We start from the raw sequence: 19,441 nt of genomic DNA, 5'->3' as shown, positions 1-19,441 counted from the left end.
GAAAGCAGGGACTGCCATGACCTTTCCGAAGGGACTGCCCCGTCGTGAATTCCTCGGTGTCACCCTTGCCGCGGCGGCTGCCGTGAGCGCCGTCGAACCGTCCACCGCCGAAGCCGCCCGACCACTCGGTCCGCCGGCCGGCCGTGGCGGGCACTACGTGCCGCAGCGCGCGCCGCTCCGGCCGGTGCCGTTCCAGAAGCTGCCACCCGGTGCGATCGAGCCGCGCGGCTGGTTGGCGCAGCAGCTCAAGCTCCAGGTCAACGGCCTCTGCGGCCGGTACGACGAGATCTCCGACTTCCTGGTCTACGACACCAACGGCTGGGTCGACCGGAACAAGGATGCCTGGGAGGAGCTGCCGTACTGGCTGCGTGGCTTCGGTGATCTCGGCTACGTCACCGGCGACACCGGCGTACTGACCAGAGCGCAGCGGTGGATCGACGGCATCCTGCGTACCCAGGCCGCCGACGGCTGGTTCGGTCCGGACCGGCTGCGGACCGCGCTGGAAGGCGGGCCGGACTTCTGGCCGGGCATGCCGCTCCTGGGTGCGATCCGCTCCTGGTACGAGTACTCCGGCGACCAGCGCGTCATACCGTTCATGACCAAGTACCTGCGATTCCAGAACGGGCAGCCGGCTGAGGTGTTCAACCGGTCGTGGGGTGCGTTCCGCTGGGGCGACAACATCGACAGTGCCTACTGGCTCTACAACCGGACCGGTGAGTCATGGCTGCTGGACCTGGTCAACAAGATGCACTCCGGCTCCGCGGACTACGTGAACGGCATTCCGACCTGGCACAACGTCAATCTGGCCCAGGGGTTCCGAGAGCCGTTGCAGTACTGGCTTTTGTCGGGCAACGAGCAGCACCGCGCGGCGACGTACCGGAACTATGACACTGTGCTCGGACAGTACGGGCAGTTCCCCGGTGGCGGGTTCGCGGGGGACGAGAACTCGCGGCCGGGGTTCGGTGATCCGCGGCAGGGGTTCGAGACCTGCGGGATCGTGGAGCTGATGCACAGCTTCGAGATGCTGTCCCGCTTCACCGGAGAGACTGTCTGGGCGGACCGGTGTGAAGAGCTGGCGTTCAACTCGCTGACGGCGTCGTACGACCCGAAGCAGCAGGTGATGCACTACATCACCTGTGCGAACAGTGTGGAGCTCGACGACACCATCAAGCATGGGCAGTTCCAGAACGGCTTCGCCATGCTGGCTTACAAGTACGGCATCCACCAGTACCGGTGCTGCCCGCACAACTACGGCATGGGCTGGCCGTACTACGCGCAGGAGCTGTGGCTGGCCACTACCGACAACGGACTGGCTGCCTCGCTCTACGCCGCCAGCAAGGTGACTGCGAAGGTCGGTGGCGGTGAGACCGTCAGCATCGTGCAGGACACCGAGTACCCGTTCGGCGACACCATCAACTTCACTGTGCAGGGCAACTCGCGTTTCCCCTTGTATTTAAGGGTCCCTGGCTGGGCTGATGAGTACTCCGTCGCAGTCAACGGCGCACGCTGCCGAGTGCGTGCAGAAGGCGGCTGGGTCCAGCTCGACCGCGCTTGGCGGTCCGGTGACCGCGTGAAGCTGGTGCTGCCGATGCAGGTCAGCACTCGGCAATGGACTGCGAACCAGGGCTCGGTCTCGGTCGACCGTGGGCCGCTGACCTACTCGCTGGCGATCAGTGAGCGCTACGAGCGCATCGGCGGTACGACGGATTGGCCCGAGCTAGCTGTGCACCCGGACTCCCCGTGGAACTACGGTCTGGTGCCAGATGCCGGATTCACCGTCGTACGGCGGACTCCCGTGCCCGGTGCGGACCCGTTCACGACCGCGGGTGTGCCGGTAGCGCTGACCACGAAGGCGCGCCGCATCCCGCAGTGGGAGGCCGACAGCGAGAACGTAGTCGGCCTGCTGCAACCGAGCCCGGCCAAGACCACCCAACCGGACGAGACAGTGACGCTCATCCCGATGGGCGCCGCCCGACTCCGCATCACCTCGTTCCCGCAGGTCTCGTCGACCGGAGCGGAGTGGCGGCGACGGACCCGCATCACCGCCTCACACGTCTTCGACGGTGACTCGCTCGAGGCAGCCGACGACGGGCGCCTGCCCTCGTCCTCGGCCGACACCTCCATTCCGCGCTTCACCTGGTGGGACCGGCGCGGTTCGACGGAGTGGATCCAGTACGACCTCCGCGAGGTCCGCGACCTGCGCCGGGCCTCGGCGTACTGGTTCGACGACACCGGCTTCGGCCAGTGCCGCGTCCCAGCCTCCTGGCAAGTTCTCTGGCTCGACGGCTCCACCTGGCGCCCAGTAACCAACCCCACCCCATACGGCGTAGCCCCCGACCGCCTGAACACCACCACCTTCACCCCAGTGCGTGCCCAGTACCTCCGAGTGGAGGCAGTCCTGCGCCCGACATTCTCCGGAGGCCTCCTACACCTCGCGTTCGAGTGGAGTAGTTAGTGCGGTTCGCACTCCGGTCAGCGGCGCTGGGAGCTCCCCAGCCCCGACTTTGTGCACCCACCAACCACTTTCCGGCCGGAAAAATGACTGGTGGGTGCACAAAGATCGCTCACGTGCACCCAGACCCTCGTGCAGGAGAGGATGAGGGTCTGGGGCGATGGAGGGGGAACAGGTGGGGAACTCGGCGCTGGAGTTTGCGGTGCTAGCGCATCTGGAGGTGGCGGAGCTGATTCAGGCCGAGCTGGCCAGGCGGTCTGGGGTGTCTGAGACCGCTATGCAGTCGGTGCTCGATCCGCTGGTGGCGCGTGGGGAGGTGGCTCGCCAGGAGCAGGGGGTCGAGCCGGCGACCTTCAGATTGACGATGACCGGAGTCGAGCGGCTCAAGAACCATCGCGAGTACTCCGAGGCTCGGGCTGGGCGGGAGTGGCGCAAGACACCGAGTGAAGGGCCACAGGAGCCGCGGTCGATCACCTGGACGTGGGCGGGGGAGACGCCGCCGACGCAGCAAGGCAATCCGGCGCTGGAGCAGGCGTTGATTGAGCAGTTGGAGCATGTTGCGTTGTCGCGGGCGGAGTTGGTCCGGCGGGTCGGGGCTTCGGATCACGAGGTGCAGGCGGCGCTCGACAAGCTGGTGGGGGAGACTTTCGTTGCGCGTTATCCGGAGGACAATCTGCCGGCGGAGTACGGGCTGACGGAGGGTGGGCTCGGGCGGCTGAGGCTGATTCGGGAGTTCACCGAGTCGCCGATGAGTGCGATGGGGAAGGTGCTGGGGGCAGCGGCGTCGGAGGCGGTGCAGCGGCGACGGCGGGTTCCGGCGGTGCGTGCGCGGTCGACGCGGATGCGGTTGAGTGACAGTGAGCGGACGGCGTGTTCCACTGCGCTGGCCGAGCAGTTCGGGCTGGGGCGGATCGACATCGGCGAGCTGCATCGCCGTACCGACCTGTTGTTGGCGGCTACCACCCGAAACGACCTCGGCGTGGTCTTCGACGGGCTGCCGTTTCTGGTGCTCGACAAGCAGCAAGTCCAGCACCAGCCGTCCCACTGGCGCATGGTGGCGTTGGGGTCGCGGTCACGGTGTCGCTGCCGTTCCTGCTCGGCAGTTGGGCCCTCCTCGACACTCACGCAAATGTGACGAGTGTTCTGATCGGTCTGGCGCTGGGTGCCGGTGCAGTGGCCTGGAATCTGATGGCCTGGTTCTGGGCTCGCGGCGGCCGCAGATCGCAGTGAATTAGCCTGTCGGTGTGGAGCCTGTGTTGCGGTTGGCGGTGCGGGAGGACAGCGCCGCGGTGGCGGAGCTGGGGCGTGCGTCGGTGCTGGAGCTGTTTCCGGCGTTCCATGACGCCGTTGAGACCGCCAGTGCGGCGGAGCACATCACCAAGCTGGACCCCGCGCTCATCGACGACGGCACCTACTACGTGCACGAGGTCGATGGCGAGATCGTGGCCTGCGGTGGTTGGAGCCGACGCAACAAGCTCTTCAACGCCAGTACGGCGGGTGCCGACGAGCGACTGCTGGATCCAGCGACCGAACCGGCGCGGATCCGGGCGATGTTCGTCCGGAGCGACTGGACGCGGCGTGGACTGGCCAGGGCGATCCTGACCGCCTGCACGGACGCTGCGCGGGCCGAGGGGTTCACCCGGCTCGCACTGATGGCGACACTGCCCGGAGTGCCGCTGTACAAGGCTTTCGGGTTCGTTGAGGTGGGCGCTGCCGAGCTGCCGATGCCGGATGGCGTGAAGCTGGCCGGAGTGGCCATGGAACGATCGATCGAGGAGAAGACCCCATGACCGTACACATGCCACCCCTCCGGGGCGGCGAGTCATGGGGTCCTGGCTCCATTTCTTCCCTCGTCATTCCAGTCGCTTCGCTCCCTCCACTCCTCAGTCCAGAAATGGAGACCCCATGACTGCAGGCACCACCGTCACCGCCCCCGACGGCACCGAGGTCGTCCTCGGTGAGATCGGCACCGGCGTCCTGCTGAAGAACGACCGCGTCCGCGTCTGGGAGGTCTCGCTCGCACCGGGCGAGGCGCAGGGCTGGCACCTGCACCACAACCCGTACGTCGTGCTCTGCCTGTCCACGTCCCCTTGTCACATGGACTGGTTGGACGGCAGCGCTGCGCGCGAGCTGAGCGAGACGGTCGGCGGTTCGGTCTACCGTCCGGTGTCCCCGGTCCACATGCTCACGAACGACGGCGACGCGCCGTACCTGAACCGGCTGATCGAGCTCCTGGATCTCGGTGAGGAAGCGTCCGGTCAGCCGTACACCGCCCTGGACACCACCGAGGCCGGGTTCGACGAAGAGGTCCCGACCAAGGTCGTCGTCGACGAGGACGACGTACGGGTGCAGCACGTCACTCCGGACGCGGGGGAGACCTACACCTGGCACACCGGCGCCTACCCGGCGCTGGTGGTCGACCTGGACCTGGCGAACCCGGACGTGACCTACCTCGAGCCTGGCGAGAGCTACACGCTGCCCGCCAAGCCGGAGCGCACGTCCGGCTTCAACCTGGTCGAACTCCGCTACTACAGCAGCGCGCGCACCTGATCCCCATCACGTGCGGCCAGCACTGCGGCCGTGTCGATCAGTCTGAGATCGGCCTCCCGCAGTCTGGCCTTCACCAAGGGCACCTGCGGAGCGATAGCACTCAACTCGTGCACACCTAGCGCGGCGAGGATGACGGCGGCCTGCGGGTTGCTGGCCAGGTCACCACACACTCCCACCGGTACGCCGGCGTTGCGGACGACGTGATCGACCAGCTGCAGCACGGCCGGGTCCAGCCCGTCCGCCAGTGCGGCCACGGCCGGATTCGTCCGGTCGGTCGCGGTGACGTACTGCGTGAGGTCGTTCGTGCCGATGCTGACGAAGTCCAGGTCCGCGGTCAGCGTGGCCACCCGCAGGGCGGCCGCGGGCACCTCGACCATGATGCCGACCTTCAGGCCCTCCGGGCGCGGGCCGAGCTCGTCCAGCGCCCAGGCGACCTCGTCGGCGGTGGTGACCATCGGGAACATCACGTGCACGGGGATCTCGGCCGCGATCTGCCGGACGGCCTCGAGTTGGTCACGGAGCAGCTCCGGTCGGCGCCGGAAGGCCCGCAACCCGCGCTCACCGAGGAACGGGTTCGCCTCTTCGTCCTGCGGCAGGAACGGCAGCGGCTTGTCGCCGCCGACGTCCCAGGTGCGGATCGTGATCGGCTTGCCCGGCAGCGCCGCGGCCACCGCCCGGAACGCCTCGACCTGCTCGGCGACGGTCGGCGCCGTACGGCGATCGCCGAACAGCAGCTCGGTCCGCACCAGCCCGGACCCCTCCGCACCCCGCACCGCGAGCGCGTCCTGCACCGTTCCGACGTTCACCAGCACCGCGACCGTGCGGCCGTCGATGGTCACCGCCGGCAACTCCGCCTCGATGGCGGCTTGCTCCTGCTCAGCCTCGCGCTCGGTGATCGTCGCCCGGACCCGCTCCACATCGGGCTCGATCTCGAACGACCCCTTGCGGGCGTCGAAAGCGACCACCGCGCCGGCCGGCACGTCCACGTCGCCGATCCCCGTGATCAGCGGGATCCCACGCGACCGAGCCACGATCACACCGTGCCCAGTAGCCCCGGCAGCCCGCACCGCAACACCCGCGAACCGATGTCCGTCCAGCATCGCCGCCGTCGCCGCATCCAACTCCGGTACGACGAGGATCGCGGGCTGGTTGGTCTCGACCTGAATCGGGCTGTCTTCCGTGGTGTCCGTCAGATGCCGCAGCACCCGGTCACGCACCGCCCGAACGTCCTGCGCGCGCTCCCGCTGGTACGCGTCGTGCAGCTCCTCGAACCGCTGGGCGAGCCGGTCGAAAACCAACTGCCAGACGTTCACCGCCGACGCCCCGCGAACCAGGACCTCGCGAATCTCCTTCAGCTGCCGATCGGTCAGCAACGCCAGCTGTGCCTCGAAGATCCCGGCGAGGTCCGGACTCGCGTCGCGCAGCCTCCGCAGCTCCTCGGCAACCGCCTCGACCGCCGCCTCCAGGCGCGCAGGCTCGTTGTCGCCGGCAACATATCCGCTCACGTCGACGAGGCCGCTGGCCAGCACAGCAGGACCGAACGCGACGTCCAGCCCGGAACCACCGTTGTCGCCCTCCACCGGCGCACCCAGGCGCGCGGGGAAACGAGCAGGCTCGTCGTCGCCGAAGTTCTCCGTGGCCAGATCCTGAACCGCGGCCAGTGCCGCATCCGCCTCCGGGCCGTCGGCTGCGAACCGCAGCAGATTCCCGCGGATCGCGTTCAGCGTCGCGACCATGCTGAGACTGCCGGCGTCGACCGGCCCGTGACCGGTGTCCACATTCGTCACCGTGACCCGAGCGTCGAACTCGTGCAGCAATCCGACGAGCCGCGCCGCCGGCCGGGCGTGCAGCCCGTGCTTGTTGCTGACGACAACCTCAATGCTCTGCCCGGACTCGACCGCGCTCACCGACTCTGGAGCGGCGTCGGCACCGAGATGCTCCTGCTTCCCCAGCAACCCACGCTCAGCCTCGGTTGCGACCGCGTCCAGCGAAGCACCGGTCGATGCCGTCACGGCCGCAGCCACCAAGCCCTCGACCAGCGGCGCGCTCGTCAACCGGACCCGCGCAGCGAGCTCAGGATCGAGGAACTCCAGCGCCAGCTCCGCGCTCAGCACCGCACTGCCCAGATCCACTAGCACCAGTACGCCGTCCGCGGAGTCCGCCGCCGCGATCGCCTCGGACACGGCGACCGCGTCCGTACCGAACGTCGTCTCGTCCAGCCCGGCCGCCACGACAATCACCGGCTGCTTGCCATCAGCAACCATCTCGGACGCCAGCCCGACCGCCGCGGTCGCCAGCGCGTGGCTGTGTGACACCACCACGATCCCGATCATGCGAGCGTCCGTGCGGCCGACTCGAGCAGCAGGGTGGTCGAGGTCGCGCCCGGATCCTGGTGACCGACGCTCCGCTCGCCCAGATAGCTCGCGCGTCCCTTCCGTGCCTCCAGCGGCACGGTCGCATCCCGTCCCTTGGCTGAAGCCTCGGCGGCAGCGGTCAACGCCGCCCCGAGGTCACCGCCACCCGCAACAGCAGCGTCGTACGCATCGAGAGCCGGAGCCCAGGCGTCGTACATAGTTTTGTCCCCCAGTTCAGCCTTGCCACGCGCCAGCACTCCGCCGACACCGGCCCGCAGTCCTTCGCCGATCGTCTGCGCGGACAGCTCGGCACCGGCGAGCGCCGTACCGAAGCGCAGGAAGAACGTTCCGTACAACGGCCCGCTCGCTCCACCGACCTTGCTGACCAACGTCATCCCCACCTTCTTCAGCAACTCGTCGACCGATTCGAACGATGTCTCGTCCAGTACGGCGACCACCGCCGCGAACCCACGATCCATGTTCGCGCCGTGATCCGCATCCCCGATCGCCGAGTCGAGCTCTGTGAGGTACGCCGCATTCTCGTGCAGCACCTTCGCGGAATCCCGCAACCAGTCGGTGAACTTGTCGATCATGAGCCCCACCGTAGGCCGGGTGTGTTAACGGGAGCGTCCCAGAGGCGGACCAGCTCGTCGTCGACCTTGAGCAGGGTGACCGAGCAGCCGGCCATCTCCAGCGAGGTGATGTAGTTGCCGACCAGCGAGCGGGCGACCGTGATGCCCGCGCGGTCCAGCAGTTGAGCCACCTCGTTGTACATCAGGTAGAGCTCGATCAACGGCGTGCCGCCGAGTCCGTTGACGAAGGCAATGACCGAATCGCCTTGTCCATAAGGAAGATCGGACAGAACTGGGTCGACCAGCAGTGATGCGATCTCGCGGGCCGGTGCCAGTGGCAACCGTCGGCGGCCGGGCTCGCCGTGGATGCCGATGCCGAGCTCCATCTCGGTCTCGGCCAGGTCGAACGTCGGCTTGCCCGCGGCCGGGACTGTGCACGACGTCAGCGCCATCCCCATGCTGCGGCCGCTGTCGTTCACCTTCTTAGCGAGGTCTGCGACCTCCTGCAGCGAGCGACCCTCCTCGGCCGCCGCACCGACGATCTTCTCCAGCAGCACGGTGACACCAACACCCCGGCGACCTGCCGTGTAAAGGCTGTCCTGGACGGCCACGTCGTCGTTCGTCACGACCGACAGCACCTCGGTACCGGCGTCGGCCGCGGCCAGCTCGGCAGCCATCTCGAAGTTCATCACGTCGCCGGTGTAGTTCTTCACGATGTGCAGGACACCGGCGCCCGCGTCGACCGCCTTCGTCGCCGCCATCATCTGATCCGGCACCGGCGAGGTGAAGACCTCACCCGCACAGGCCGCGTCCAGCATCCCGAGCCCGACGAACCCGCCGTGCAGCGGCTCGTGCCCGGACCCACCCCCGGAGATCAGCCCGACCTTCCCCGGTCGCGGCGCCTCCTTGCGATAGACGATCCGGTTCTCGTGGTCCACCCGCAGGCGGTCCGGATGCGCCGCCGCCATCCCGAGCAGCGCTTCACTCACAACATCGGCAGGGTCGTTGATGAGCTTCTTCATGCCCCCCATCTGAGCACACCCCGGCCGCGAACGGCAGCCCCCGAAAGTCAGGCCGCTTTGACCTCGGAGAGCAACGGAATCGAGCGGATCGGTCGACTGAGCGTGAGCAGGACCGAACCGACCGCGAGCAGGCCGCCGAAGATCAGCAGGGCTGTCTGTGCCCCGAGCGTCCCCAGCAGGAGCCCACCGAGGAACGGTGCCAGCGGGGCGGCGCCGTTGGACATGAACATGAAGGCGCTCTGCGCCCGGCCCTGCAGCTGATCCGGGGTGATCAGCATCTGATATCCGAACAGTCCGGAGTTCAGCGCGGGCAGCAGGAAGACCGCGAATGCCGGCAGCACGATCAGTACGGCGGTCTTCGTGCTGGCGGCCGTCGCCGCGAACGCGACCGTGATGACCCAGGAACCGACCATCGTGATCCGCCCGGTGCTGTACTTCGCCAGCAGCCGGGGCGCCGCGAAAGCGCCGGCGAGCCCGCCAACCCCCATCGCGGTCTCCAGCAGGCCGATCACCGGAGCGTGGACGCCACGCTGCTGCATGCTCAGGATCAGCACCAGGATCGTCCCGTTCGCGGCGAAATTGAGCAGGGTCGCGACGACCGCGATGGTCCGTAGGTCGCGATGGCTCAGAAGCCAGGCCAGCCCGGTACGGATCGCCTTCAGCATCGGCTCGTGCGCGCCGCCCTCGGGCTTCGTGGCCGGCAGCGGGTGGCGGATCGTCGTGAGCATGACCGCCATCACCAGGTACGAGACCGCGTCGGCGGCGATCGGGATCACCCGGCCGATCGAGAAGAGCAGACCACCGAGGGGTGCGCCGGTCAGCGCGGCGACGTTCTGCCGCCCGTGCGCGGTGGCGAGTGCGGTGCTGAGGTCCTCCGGGGCGACGATCTGCCGCAGCGCGGCGGTCTCCGCGGGCATGAACAAGCTGTAGCCGGCGCCGTTGAGCAGACCGACCACCATCAGGTGCGGAAGCGTCAGATGCCCCAGCCAGCCGGCAACGGCCACCGAGCCGAACAGAAAAGCACCGAGGAAGCTGTAGCCGATCAGGATCTTGCGGCGGCTCCACCGATCCGCCAGCGCCCCACCCGGTAGCGCGGTGAGGAGCGAGCCGAGGGAGGCCGCCGTACCGACGAGACCTGCCTGGACCGGCGAGCCGGTGATGGCAAGGCCGAGCAGCGTGAAGACGAAGCCGCTCATCGCCGACCCGAGCGAGCTGACGGTCTGACCGGTCAGCAGCTTCAGGTAGTCGCCGTTGTGGAAGAGCCCCCGTGTGGACATCCTCGCGAGGTTATGTCCACTCAGGGGCTAGCGGCAGACCTCACGGTCTGCAGCTTCGTGCAATTGGTCAGTCCTTCGGGCGGAGCAGCGGGCGGACGACCTCGCGGGCGTCGTGGATCCGCGACTTGACCGTGCCCAAGGGGGCACCGACCTCTTTCGCGATCTCCTCGTACGAGAGGCCGTAGACGTCGCGCAGGACGAGCGGGGTGACCATCTGCGGACGGTCGCGCTCGAGCGTCTCCAGGGCCTCCAGGAGGTCCAGACGGGTGCCGGCGATCACGCTCGTGGTGCGCGGGTCCGGCTTCTCCATCGTCTCCGGGTTGTGCGCCGCCTGGGCGGTGCGCTTCAGCTTGCGGTACGTCGAGCGGGCCGAGTTGGCCGCCACCGAGTGCACCCAGGTCGAGAAGCTGCTCCGGCCCGAGAACGAGTTGATCTTGGTGGCGATGTTGAGCAGAGCCTCCTGAGCCGCGTCCTCGGCGTCCGCGGAGTACGGCAGGACACTGCGGCAGATCCGTAGGACGCGCGGATGGACCAGCCGGAGCAGGTCGTCCATCGCGTTCTTGTCGCCTGCCTGGGCCTGCTCGGCCAGCAGCGCGAGCTCATCGGCCGGGCTGGTGCTCTCGCTCATCTGCGCCTTTACTGTCTCGGCCCCGGTCAGGGACTCTCCGTACTACATAATGCCTTGTATGGGGGTCCCAACCAGACTAGGCCGTTACATCGTGCGCCGCCGCCTGGGCTCAGGCGGTTTCGCTACGGTATGGCTCGCTCACGATGAGCAACTGGACGCCGAAGTGGCGATCAAGGTGCTCGCGGACAACTGGGGGCACGACGAGACCGTGCGCCGCCGGTTCCTCGAAGAGGGCCGGTTCCTGCGCCGTGTCGAGTCCGAACACGTCGTCCAGGTCCACGATGTGGGCGAGCTGGAGGACGGCCGGCCGTTCCTGGTCCTGACCTACGCCGACCGCGGCACGCTCGCCGACCGGCTCAAGAAGGAGCCGCTGGCGCTCCCGGTGGCCGTCGACGTGGTCGTGCAGATCGGCCGGGGACTCCAGGCGCTGCACCGGCGCGGGCTGCTGCACCGCGACGTGAAGCCGGCCAACGTGCTGTTCCGCAGCACCGACGACGACGGTGAGCGGGCGGTCCTGTCCGACCTGGGCCTCGGCAAGTCCCTCGACGAGGTGTCGAGGATCACGCTGCCCGGCGGCACCCCGTCGTACGTCGCTCCTGAGCAGGCGATGGGTGAGCGGCTCGACCAGCGCGCCGATCAGTACTCGCTGGGAGCCGTCGCGTACGCCGCTCTGACCGGCCGCTCGCCGCACCAGGTGGACGGATTGGGCGCGGCCGGCCGGGTGAAGGCTCCGCCGCCGCCGAGCTCGCTCGGATTCGAGCTGCCGGACCAGATCGACGCCGCGATCGTGCGCGCCCTCGACCCGGACCGGTCGAAGCGCTGGCCCGACGTACCGACGTTCACTCGTGAGCTTGTCGGGGCGCTCGACGAGACCACCCATGGGTTCCTCGGGAAGTCCCGCGAGGTCATCACGGTCGGCGAAGGGGACGACGACGGCGAGGTGACCGCGCTCAGCGAGGCCAACCAGCCGACGATCGTCAAGGCCGGAGCCACCGTCGACAGCAAGGCCGAGACGGTCGACGCGGACGACGAGACCGCGGCCAACCCCACGACGACCACTGCGGCCGCGGAGACCACGACCGGCAAGAAGCGATCCAAGAAGGCCCGCGCCGCCGAAGCCGCCGCAGCTAGCGCTGCGGTCACTGAGCCAGTGGCTGCAGGGACCACGACCACCAAACCCGTGCAGGACAAGGCCGCAGCCGACGAGGCCGGTACGGCGACTGTCGACGCCGAGGTGCTGGGAATCGCCGGCGGACTCGGTGGATCGGGTGACACGGCAACGGCTCCCGTGAAACCGCGGAAGCGGCGGCGGGCCCGGTGGGTGATTGCCGCCGTACTGGCTCTCGCGATCGGTGGCGGGGCCGGCTTCGAAGGCCAGCGGTATCTGTCGGCTCGGCAGTTGGTGGCGGTGAACTACGGGGGCTTTTCGCTCGACGTGCCGCGCGGCTGGCTGAAGTCGGTCGCCGAGGAGCCGTGGCAGCCGCCGGGCAGCACCCAGTCGCTTCCGGCCGTGCGGATCAGCGAGCAGAGTGCGTGGGGATCGGGCGCGGGAGTCTTCGTCGGAGTGACCGGGATCCCGGCCGCGCAGGTCAAGCTCACGACCGACAACAGCTTCCAGTGCCAGATCAAGGAAGCGCCGACCCCGTGGGGTCCCGGCGAGGTGAACTTCAGTGAGCAGTTCTGGCAGAAGTGCGGTCCGGACGGCGGTATGCTCCTCCAACGAGTCGTCGTGACGGGGACCGGCGGCTCGATGCTCATCCAGGTTCTGATGCCTGGTGACGACCGCGCACGAGCCAGGGAGATCGCCGGCTCGGTCGGTCTCATCAGCTGAGGCCACAGGGGGGATGAGCGCCTGCCCGCTCGTGCTCAACCCTGTCTGAGGAAACCCCTGTGCGTATCGCCACGGAACGGCTCCGCCCGTCCCCTGCCCTGATCCAGTCCACCCGCCGCCGCTTCTACCGGCTGCGTTCGTCGATCTTCCGCACCATCTGGCCCGCCGACTGCTGAACCGTCAGGACGGCGCGAGCGGGATATCGCGCCGTACGACGCTCTCCGAGGCGTGGTCGATGACGGCCCGGAGAGCGGCGGCATCCTGCGGCAGCCCGGTGACGCCGAGCTCGACGGCCACGTCGCCACTCTCGTCCGCGACCCAGCGAACGATGACGAGCCGCAGGATCGGATTCTTCGAGATGCTCTCCGGAGGGACCCACTCGTAGGCCAGCGTCGCGACGTCGCCGTCGTCGACCTGGGAGATGAATCTGACCTGCTGACTCTCCTCGAGATTGGTCAGGTCGTGGACCTTCGCGGCCATCGAGGCGGACGGCGGCCGGGTCCGGGGGAAGCCGGCCTGGAACCGCAGGTAGCGCTTGGTGGTTTCGTTGAACCGGGCGGTGTCCTCGTCGGACTGCGGCGTGTACACCCAGCCGATCGGGACCTTCAGGGAGACCTCCGACTTGAGGGTGCCGCGGACCGTGACGGTCTGGGTCTTGTACCTCAAGGCGCCGGCCCGTAGCGGCTTGCTGGTGTCCGGCACCGGCTTGCGCGAGTCGACCGGGATCGGAGTCGTGGAGGGCGGCGCCGGCGTCTTCAACAGGTCGATCTGGCCGAGGGGCATCGGCTTGCCGGTGGCCGAGATCGAGCGGTCCAGAGCGGTCAGCCAGCCCACGCCGTACCCGCCGGCGCCGCCGATGGCGATCATCGCCACCAGACCGGACGCCAGCAGTGCAGTCCCCCGACGTGCCATCTGTGCCCCACCTCCCCAGAAAACCCACCTACTGGAGAAGACCTCGTGACCGGGCTCGCGGTTGCGTCAGCCGGGTAACAATTCCGTGAAAGTCTCTCTGGGCGGAAGAGACATTGTCTCAGTCTTTCGGCGTGACCGATTCTGCCGCTTTGTCCGCGATCAGATCCAGTGCTTTCTGGTCATGGGCCAGCCCGGTGATCGACATCTCGATGTTCGCGCCGCTCCGGCCGGAGGTGGCGACGTACTTCACGACCACCGGCCGGGTCCACTCCTGCGGAATGTAGGAGTACCGCAGGGTCGACACCTGCCGCTGGTCGCCGTCGTCCTCGTCGAGGACGTCGTCGGACTGGTCGATGATCTTGAGGTTGTTCTCGTACGAGACGTTCGCCTTCAGATTGGGAACCAGTTGGTCCCGCTTCTGCCTGGGGGTCGCCTTGACCGGGAAGACCGTCGCCAGCCGGATCCAGCGGGCATGCGACGGGTCCTGGTACTTGACCTCACCCTTCTCGGTCAGCAACAGCTCCCACCCGATCGGCACCAGCACCGACATCCGGACCGGTGGCGGGTCGATCCCACCGACCGCCACGAGATCGACCGTGACGTTCACCCGATGGAACTTCAGGTCCTTGGCGTTCAGCGGGGTGTACCCGTCGGGCTTCGGCGTCTTGCGCGGCAACGGCCCCTCGGTCGGCGAGGCCGTCACAGCGCCGAGCGGAGCAGCAACTCCGGAGGCGACCGGGTACGGCGACTTGGTCACCTCGCCGGCGTAGTAGCCCCCGGCGACGCCAAGCACGGTCGCGAGTACCAACCCGCCGACCAGCACCACCCGCTTCGCGCGCACCGAGACATCCTCTCAGGCTCCCGGCCCCCCAACCCAAATCGGTTCGCCCGGGGTGTCGCCGCCGCCCTTTGTGCACCCACCAACCATCTGGAAGCCCCAGGAATGGTTGGTGCGTGCTCAAAGGTGTCGGCCGCGGTGCCTTGAGCACGCATCAACCACTTTCACGCGCCCGGAATGGTTGGCGGGTGCTCAAGGGTGGATCAGTAGACCTCGATGCGGTCGAGGCTGATGATCGAGCCGCCGGAGGACGGGTTGCGATCGCCGGTGACACGGACCTTGAGGGTGTGTTGGCCGGCCGACAGGGTGGGGGTGACGTAGGTGAGGTGTTCGCCTACGCGGATGGAGCTGTAGTAGTCGACGCGCTGTTCGGGCCCGCCGTCGACGGAGATGGCGGCGATGCCATTACCGGCGTCGATGACGCTGAGCAGGGCTGCGCGGGTGCCGTTGAAGCGGATGGTGGCGGTGGCGTTGGTTTCGCCGCTCCAGTGGTCGTCGCTCCAGAAGCACTGGTTGCCACAGCCGGATCCGGAGCTCCAGTTACCGGTGTACTCAACTTGGTTGAGGCCGGTGCCGACCTGGGTGTCGTTGATCCAGTAGTTGGCCGAGCCCGGGTCACCGGAGGGCAGGTTCTGGGTGGCCCCGGCGGCGAGCGGGCTGCCGAGGTTCGGCGTACCGTCGGCGTTCCAGCTGATCTTCTGCGCGCGGGAGGTGCGGAAGTTGTAGGTGTAGTTGCTGGTGTTCTTGCCGTGGTAGGCGATCCAGTCCTGGGTGCCGTCGGGCGACTTGAAGAACGAGTGGTGGCCGGGACCCCAGACGCCGGTGGAGTCGTTGCGGGAGAAGATCGGGCCCGGGTGCTGCTGCCAGTTCGAGGCGACCATCGGGTCGGCGTTGTTGGCCAGGCTCTTCATCCACAGCTGATAGTCCGGCTTGCCGGTGTCGCAGCTCGAATAGGTCAAGAAGATCCGATCGCGGCCGTAGAGCGGAGTCGGCCCTTCGCGGACCTCGTTGCAGCCGCCGTCGGCCGGGATCGCGACCCGCTGACCCACGGACGTCCAGGGGTTGCTCATCCGGACGATGTACAGCTGCTGCGGTCCGCCCATGCCACGTCCGGGTCCGGTCCAGACGAAGTACTGCTGGCCGTTGACCGTGATCGGCTCACCGTCGATCGCGTACTCACCGAAGTCGGCGATCTTCGCCTTGAACGAGTACGGCCCGAGCGGGTCGTTGCCCGCGGACTCGAGCACGTACATGCGGTGGTTGGAATCCACGCCGTCGGAGGCCGTGTAGTAGATGTACCAACGGTTCCCGACGTGCCGGAACGCCGGTGCCCACATCTGCGTGTTGCGGCTCGGATCGCTGTCGCGCCACACGACCTGTTCGGGCTGGATCAGTAGCGTGGCAAGGCTGTTCGACGACCAGATGCCGATCCGGTCGCCGCGGGTGGTCGCGACGTAGTACTTGCCGTTGTAGACCAGCATCGAGGGATCCGCCGACGGGTTCACCGGGTTCCGGAACGTCTGTGACATCGCCGCGTGCTCCTGTGGTTCGGCAGCCTGAGCTTTGACTGTTGGAGCGGTGCTCGCGACCGTCCCGACCAGGACGGCGGCGAGCAGGGTAGCGAGGACGGTGCGGGCGAACCTCATGGCAAGACCTCTTCCGAGCCGCTGTGCCAACGTTGTAGAGGCACTTTCTACCGGCGCTGTACGACGATGTAAACAGTTCACACCACGGTCGAACAGCACTGCCCGGAACCGGCCGGGGACGACCGGCGTCGTAGCTCGCATGAAGCTCAAGGTGCGGGTCGTGCACTACCGGGAGGACTCCTGGTACGCCGACATCGACGACGCGGACGATCGTCAGCCCGACGATCCGTACTGGTACGTCGCCGGCTGCCGGTCCCAGGCCGAGGCGATCCGGCTGGCGTGCGGGCAGCTCGCCGTACTGGACCAGGCCGTTGCCGCAGGCATTCTTCTGAACCGGATCAGCATGGAGTCGGTGGCCGCGTAGCCGGATCGAGACCTGGTGAGACCTGGTGAGCCCTGGTAACCAGTAGTGACAGGGCTTCATCATGGAGCGATGTTGGGGGAATCGGAAGGTACCAAGGGTGAGGCCACGATCGAGCAGATCGGCCGGCGCAGAACCTTCACCAGGACACTGCAGTTGGCGATCGTCCTGCTCGTCGTGCAATGGCCGATGCGCAACGCGGTCGCTGCCGGCGGCAGCTGTGAGGTCCCCGGTCGGCTGTCGCTGCTGGTCGACGCGACCTTCATCATGGCCTACGTCTACGCGGCGTACCGGGGCTACAAATACGTCCGGTTCCTGAATCATCAGTCCTGGCGCAAGGTTGCGGCGATCGGTGCGTGGCTCGTCTTCGCGGCCGCGGTCCTCGACGTCTTCGAGGACCTCAAGCTCTGGTCGGACTTCGGCGGCACCGCCTGCGCGGACCTGTCGACCGGCCTGCTCACCACGGTGATGGGCGTGACCTTCCTGGTCGGCTGGCTCGTCCTCGCGGTCTGCTACTTCGCGACCAGCCGCTACGGCCAGCAGAAGCTGTACGGCGTCGAGCTCGAACTGCCGGCCAAGTTCACCCCGAGCCAGGAGCAGGACAGCCCGGACGCCGGCAAGCTGGTGATCACCTGCTCTGGCGGTGGTATCCGCTCGGCCTCCTTCTGCCTCGGCGCCCTCCAGCACCTGCGCGAACTCGGCTTGTACGACAAGGCTTCCACCGTCATCGGCGTGAGCGGCGGCGGTTACACGGCCGCCGCGTTCCACGTCCTGCGTCGCGCCGTCAAGGACCCGTTCGCCCAAGGCTCGCCCGAACTCGCCCGCCTCCGCCGCCAGACGCGGTATCTGCTCCAAGGCGGTCGCGCAGTCTTCCTGGCCGGTCTGTCCGTCCTCTTCGGTCTGGTCGTCAACCTCCTGCTGATCGGCATCGTGCTGCGCGCGATCGCCTGGGTCCTCGGCTGGTTCCTCGACAACCAGCGGGTGATCGTCGACGGCTACACCGAGATCCACGTGACCTGGCGGCCGGACGGCTCGTGGAACTTCCTCGCGCTGTCGGTCGGCCTGCTCGCGGTCAGTGCCGCCATGTTCCTGATCGAGAAGGTCTGGGACCGCTGGGCACGGATGCCCGACATCGTCCGCAAGGTGCTGAACTCGATCGGCAGCGTCTCCCTCCGGTACGGCGCACCAGTCGCGGTACTGCTCCTCGGCGTACCCGGTGGTCTCTACCTGCTCGGCCAGTTGCCAGGTGACAGCGGATTGCCGTCCGCCCTGCTGGCGTTGGTGGATCCGACCAAACAAGGTGTCGCGTCGTTCGGTGCGTTGGTCGTCGTACTGATCGGTCTCGGCCGCTCGGTCTGGAACGGTCTGGCCAGCGAGGGCAAGGAGTCGTCCAAGCTCAGGGATCGCCTGCTCGCGTTCGCGCAGACAAAGCTCGCGCCCTGGGCGGGTACGGCGATCATCGTGCTGGCCGCGACCATCGTGCTGCTGCGCTGGACCGGCGGCTACGCGATCGAGGAGAACTACCAGAAGGACTGGGGAGTCGCGGTGATCCTGGCCGCGATCGCTGGGGCCATCAAGGTGTTCACCGACGCGAACCGTACGTCGCTGCACTCGTTCTACCGCGAGCGGTTGTCGCGTGCGTTCCTGGTGGAGCGCAAGCCCAACGGCTCCGCGGCCGCGATCGACTACTACAAGCGCCTGCGCTACTCGGACTGGGCGAAGCCGAACACGGCCGGGCCGCGCCTCGTCATCGCCGGCGTCGCGAACGTCGAGGACGCGGACTTCGTCCCGACCCAGCGCGACTGCGTGCCGTTCGTCTTCGACGCGGACTGCATCGGCATCATCGGCGACCGTTCGCTCCCGGACGGCGGCCGCCGCCGGACCGCGGACTACGAGCGTGAGGCCGATGTCCTGCTGCGCGAGGTGACCGTGCCGGCTGCGATGGCGATGAGCGGTGCCGCCCTCAGCCCGCTGACCGGCCGCGTGAATGGGCGGACCCGGCCGGTTCGCCTGCTGCTCGCCGTACTGAATGCACGTCTTGGCGTCTGGCTGCCGAACCCGTACTGGAACAACCGCGCAGAAGATGCGTTCCCCGAGGTGCACGGCTTCTTCCCCAAGCTCAGCCGGTACGTCGGCAGCGTGATCGACAAGCCTGGTCCGTATCGCCTGCTGAGGGAGGCGGTCGGGTCGCCGTCGATGTACGACCGGCGGATCTACGTGACCGATGGCGGCCACTACGACAACCTCGGCCTGGTCGAGGCGCTCCGCCGCAAACCGGCCCAGGTGATCGTGATCGATGCGTCGAACGACGCGGAGGATCGGTTCAGCGCACTGGCCGAGGCGATCGCGACCGCCCGGATGGACCACGGCATCCAGATCGACGTCGACCCGAAGCCGATGATCCGCGGCGGCAAGGCGCGCGCGGACCGGGCCTGGGTCTACGGGATCGCGACGCATCCGCAGGCCAAGGGCGAGGAGAAGCCGTACAAGACGGAGATCTTCTTCGTGAAGGCGGTTCTGACGGGCGGCCTCGACTGGGATCTCGAGGTCTACGCCGGCCGGAACCCGGCGTTCCCGCGGACGGCGACCAGCGATCAGTTCTACGACGAGTGGGACTTCGAGGCCTACCGCTCACTCGGCTACTCGCTGGCCGAGTCGCTCACCGGCCATCACCGGGTCCGGGACCGGCTGAACACGCCCTAGTGCCCTAGGCAACAGAGCGTTGCTGAACCGGTTGTCCCTGTAGATATCCCCACAGCCTGTGGATAAGTCTCTACATTTGCTCGCTGCGCTCGCAGGGGCAGCAACCGGTTCTGCGGGTGCACGTGCAGTCCGGGGAGTGAGCTGTTGCTTGCCGCGCTGCGACGACGGTGATTGCATAGGCGCCGTGCCGGAAAACTTTACGAAGATTTAGTCGTGACCTTCGGCGCGCCAGGTCGTTGATCAGTCAGACAGTTCGGATCAACGGCACAGATTTGCTGGGGAATCTGGGAAGGAC

The 19,441-nt window shown here is 67.7% G+C and carries 15 protein-coding genes and 1 pseudogene; 7 read left to right on the top strand and 9 right to left on the bottom strand.

Annotated elements, in window-relative coordinates; genetic code table 11:
- The first annotated feature begins 16 nt into the window (after positions 1-16).
- From OG474_RS13805 to OG474_RS13790, 4 genes are all read left to right on the top strand, one after another.
- The gene (locus OG474_RS13805) at positions 17-2,455 is read left to right on the top strand and encodes a beta-L-arabinofuranosidase domain-containing protein (RefSeq protein WP_405062661.1); all 2,439 of its coding nucleotides are present in this window, start codon (positions 17-19) and stop codon (positions 2,453-2,455) included.
- Between the two features lie 157 nt (positions 2,456-2,612).
- Complete coding sequence (locus OG474_RS13800; RefSeq protein WP_405062660.1) at positions 2,613-3,587, top strand: DUF1707 domain-containing protein; 975 nt, start codon at positions 2,613-2,615, stop codon at positions 3,585-3,587.
- A gap of 109 nt (positions 3,588-3,696) precedes the next feature.
- Complete coding sequence (locus OG474_RS13795; RefSeq protein ID WP_405062659.1) at positions 3,697-4,242, top strand: GNAT family N-acetyltransferase; 546 nt, start codon at positions 3,697-3,699, stop codon at positions 4,240-4,242.
- Positions 4,243-4,357: 115 nt separating this feature from the next.
- A complete protein-coding gene (locus tag OG474_RS13790; protein ID WP_405062658.1) occupies positions 4,358-5,002 on the top strand; it encodes a hypothetical protein in 645 nt (214 codons plus the stop codon).
- On the opposite strand, the gene OG474_RS13785 is transcribed toward OG474_RS13790, so the two are convergent.
- The 6 genes and pseudogenes from OG474_RS13785 to OG474_RS13760 form a co-directional block, all read right to left on the bottom strand.
- Positions 4,981-6,909 (bottom strand): HPr family phosphocarrier protein, encoded by a 1,929-nt coding sequence (locus tag OG474_RS13785; RefSeq protein WP_405064574.1) that lies wholly within the window; start codon positions 6,907-6,909, stop codon positions 4,981-4,983. The two genes, OG474_RS13790 and OG474_RS13785, sit on opposite strands and share 22 nt — an antisense overlap.
- Before the next feature lie 15 nt (positions 6,910-6,924).
- Positions 6,925-7,335, bottom strand: a pseudogene (gene dhaM / locus OG474_RS13780) (dihydroxyacetone kinase phosphoryl donor subunit DhaM); the annotation flags it as partial.
- Positions 7,332-7,958 carry a dihydroxyacetone kinase subunit DhaL gene (gene dhaL, locus OG474_RS13775; protein WP_405062657.1) on the bottom strand — a complete coding sequence of 209 codons (627 nt, stop codon included), beginning with the start codon at positions 7,956-7,958 and terminating at the stop codon, positions 7,332-7,334. The pseudogene dhaM and the gene dhaL, both read right to left, overlap by 4 nt.
- Positions 7,946-8,950 carry a dihydroxyacetone kinase subunit DhaK gene (dhaK, locus tag OG474_RS13770; RefSeq protein WP_405062656.1) on the bottom strand — a complete coding sequence of 335 codons (1,005 nt, stop codon included), beginning with the start codon at positions 8,948-8,950 and terminating at the stop codon, positions 7,946-7,948. The genes dhaL and dhaK overlap by 13 nt, the downstream gene beginning before the upstream one ends.
- A gap of 47 nt (positions 8,951-8,997) precedes the next feature.
- Positions 8,998-10,227 (bottom strand): MFS transporter, encoded by a 1,230-nt coding sequence (locus OG474_RS13765; RefSeq protein WP_405062655.1) that lies wholly within the window; start codon positions 10,225-10,227, stop codon positions 8,998-9,000.
- Between the two features lie 67 nt (positions 10,228-10,294).
- A complete protein-coding gene (locus OG474_RS13760) occupies positions 10,295-10,855 on the bottom strand; it encodes an RNA polymerase sigma factor (RefSeq protein WP_405062654.1) in 561 nt (186 codons plus the stop codon).
- Positions 10,856-10,904: 49 nt separating this feature from the next.
- Between OG474_RS13760 and OG474_RS13755 the strand changes: the two genes are divergently transcribed.
- Entirely contained in the window at positions 10,905-12,686 is a 1,782-nt protein-coding gene (locus tag OG474_RS13755; RefSeq protein ID WP_405062653.1) for a serine/threonine-protein kinase, read from the top strand.
- Positions 12,687-12,866: 180 nt separating this feature from the next.
- Here OG474_RS13755 and OG474_RS13750 read toward each other — a convergent pair whose 3' ends face one another.
- The 3 genes from OG474_RS13750 to OG474_RS13740 all read right to left on the bottom strand — a co-directional run bounded on the left by OG474_RS13750 (position 12,867) and on the right by OG474_RS13740 (position 16,082).
- A complete protein-coding gene (locus OG474_RS13750) occupies positions 12,867-13,598 on the bottom strand; it encodes a hypothetical protein (RefSeq protein ID WP_405062652.1) in 732 nt (243 codons plus the stop codon).
- Between the two features lie 118 nt (positions 13,599-13,716).
- Complete coding sequence (locus OG474_RS13745; protein WP_405062651.1) at positions 13,717-14,439, bottom strand: hypothetical protein; 723 nt, start codon at positions 14,437-14,439, stop codon at positions 13,717-13,719.
- 200 nt (positions 14,440-14,639) lie between these two features.
- Entirely contained in the window at positions 14,640-16,082 is a 1,443-nt protein-coding gene (locus tag OG474_RS13740) for a glycoside hydrolase family 43 protein (protein ID WP_405062650.1), read from the bottom strand.
- A gap of 139 nt (positions 16,083-16,221) precedes the next feature.
- Here OG474_RS13740 and OG474_RS13735 point away from each other — a divergent pair, with 139 nt between their 5' ends.
- Together OG474_RS13735 and OG474_RS13730 are read left to right on the top strand one after the other, a co-directional pair.
- Positions 16,222-16,446 carry a hypothetical protein gene (locus tag OG474_RS13735; protein WP_405062649.1) on the top strand — a complete coding sequence of 75 codons (225 nt, stop codon included), beginning with the start codon at positions 16,222-16,224 and terminating at the stop codon, positions 16,444-16,446.
- A gap of 69 nt (positions 16,447-16,515) precedes the next feature.
- On the top strand, positions 16,516-19,146 hold the full coding sequence (locus OG474_RS13730) for a hypothetical protein (protein WP_405062648.1): 2,631 nt from the start codon (positions 16,516-16,518) through the stop codon (positions 19,144-19,146).
- Positions 19,147-19,441 lie beyond the last annotated feature (295 nt).

This window comes from Kribbella sp. NBC_01505 (genome assembly GCF_045040285.1).
Classification (GTDB): domain Bacteria; phylum Actinomycetota; class Actinomycetes; order Propionibacteriales; family Kribbellaceae; genus Kribbella.
Note: the sequence above shows the minus strand (reverse complement) of the source record. Positions and strands in the feature narration are given on the sequence as shown.

Bases quoted from the DNA above. Each gene is read 5' to 3' on its own strand.
- OG474_RS13760 (WP_405062654.1), bottom strand. From the start codon at position 10,855: ATGAGCGAGAGCACCAGCCCGGCCGATGAGCTCGCGCTGCTGGCCGAG.
- OG474_RS13765 (WP_405062655.1), bottom strand. From the start codon at position 10,227: ATGTCCACACGGGGGCTCTTCCACAACGGCGACTACCTGAAGCTGCTG.
- OG474_RS13750 (WP_405062652.1), bottom strand. From the start codon at position 13,598: ATGGCACGTCGGGGGACTGCACTGCTGGCGTCCGGTCTGGTGGCGATG.
- OG474_RS13730 (WP_405062648.1), top strand. From the start codon at position 16,516: ATGTTGGGGGAATCGGAAGGTACCAAGGGTGAGGCCACGATCGAGCAG.
- OG474_RS13790 (WP_405062658.1), top strand. From the start codon at position 4,358: ATGACTGCAGGCACCACCGTCACCGCCCCCGACGGCACCGAGGTCGTC.
- OG474_RS13800 (WP_405062660.1), top strand. From the start codon at position 2,613: ATGGAGGGGGAACAGGTGGGGAACTCGGCGCTGGAGTTTGCGGTGCTA.
- OG474_RS13735 (WP_405062649.1), top strand. From the start codon at position 16,222: ATGAAGCTCAAGGTGCGGGTCGTGCACTACCGGGAGGACTCCTGGTAC.
- dhaK (WP_405062656.1), bottom strand. From the start codon at position 8,950: ATGAAGAAGCTCATCAACGACCCTGCCGATGTTGTGAGTGAAGCGCTG.
- OG474_RS13740 (WP_405062650.1), bottom strand. From the start codon at position 16,082: ATGAGGTTCGCCCGCACCGTCCTCGCTACCCTGCTCGCCGCCGTCCTG.
- OG474_RS13805 (WP_405062661.1), top strand. From the start codon at position 17: ATGACCTTTCCGAAGGGACTGCCCCGTCGTGAATTCCTCGGTGTCACC.
- OG474_RS13755 (WP_405062653.1), top strand. From the start codon at position 10,905: ATGCCTTGTATGGGGGTCCCAACCAGACTAGGCCGTTACATCGTGCGC.